Consider the following 527-nt stretch of genomic DNA (forward strand, 5'->3'; position numbering starts at 1 on the left):
GCCAGCCGGGCCGCCTCGCGGGCGGCGTCGACGCAGCGCACCTGCATCGACACCGCGGTGATGCCGGCCAGGCACAAAACCAGCACCACGACCAGCGCGGCGACCGCCAGCGCCGCCTCGACGGTGCTCGCCCCGGCACAACCCGCTAGACCTTGGTGTTGAGCGCGCGACCGATGATGTTGGTCAGCGCCGAGACGATGGAATCGCCCGTCACAACGGTGTAGAGGATCGCGCCGAACGCGGCGGCGGCTATTGTGCCGATCGCGTATTCGACGGTGGACATACCCGACTCGTCGGTCGCCAGCATCGCGAGGCGCGCCAGCAAGGTGCGGAAAACGTTGACCATCAATGCCTTTCCTTCGTTTCACAGCAGGCCCGATTGCAAGACATCACCGGCCAGCCCGGCCACCACCGGAACGATGCCCAGGCACACGAACGCCGGAAGAAAGCACAGACCGAGCGGTCCGGCGATCAGAACCCCGGCTCGTTCGGCGGCCGCCGTGGCGGCATGCGCGGCGTCCTGGCGG

Annotated in this window: 2 protein-coding genes and 1 pseudogene; all 3 read right to left on the reverse strand. The window is 68.3% G+C overall.

The window, feature by feature from the left end; genetic code table 11:
• Positions 1–110, reverse strand: a 110-nt coding sequence (locus tag BN4348_RS61855) for a TadE family type IV pilus minor pilin (RefSeq protein ID WP_328589072.1), incomplete at its 3' end; no start/stop codon positions are given.
• Between the two features lie 35 nt (positions 111–145).
• Positions 146–346 carry a DUF4244 domain-containing protein gene (locus BN4348_RS53050; protein WP_066916597.1) on the reverse strand — a complete coding sequence of 67 codons (201 nt, stop codon included), beginning with the start codon at positions 344–346 and terminating at the stop codon, positions 146–148.
• Positions 347–364: 18 nt separating this feature from the next.
• A pseudogene (locus tag BN4348_RS61860) lies at positions 365–527 on the reverse strand (type II secretion system F family protein); the annotation flags it as partial.

It is taken from the genome of Mycobacterium interjectum (assembly GCF_900078675.2).
In the GTDB taxonomy this organism is placed as follows: domain Bacteria; phylum Actinomycetota; class Actinomycetes; order Mycobacteriales; family Mycobacteriaceae; genus Mycobacterium; species Mycobacterium interjectum.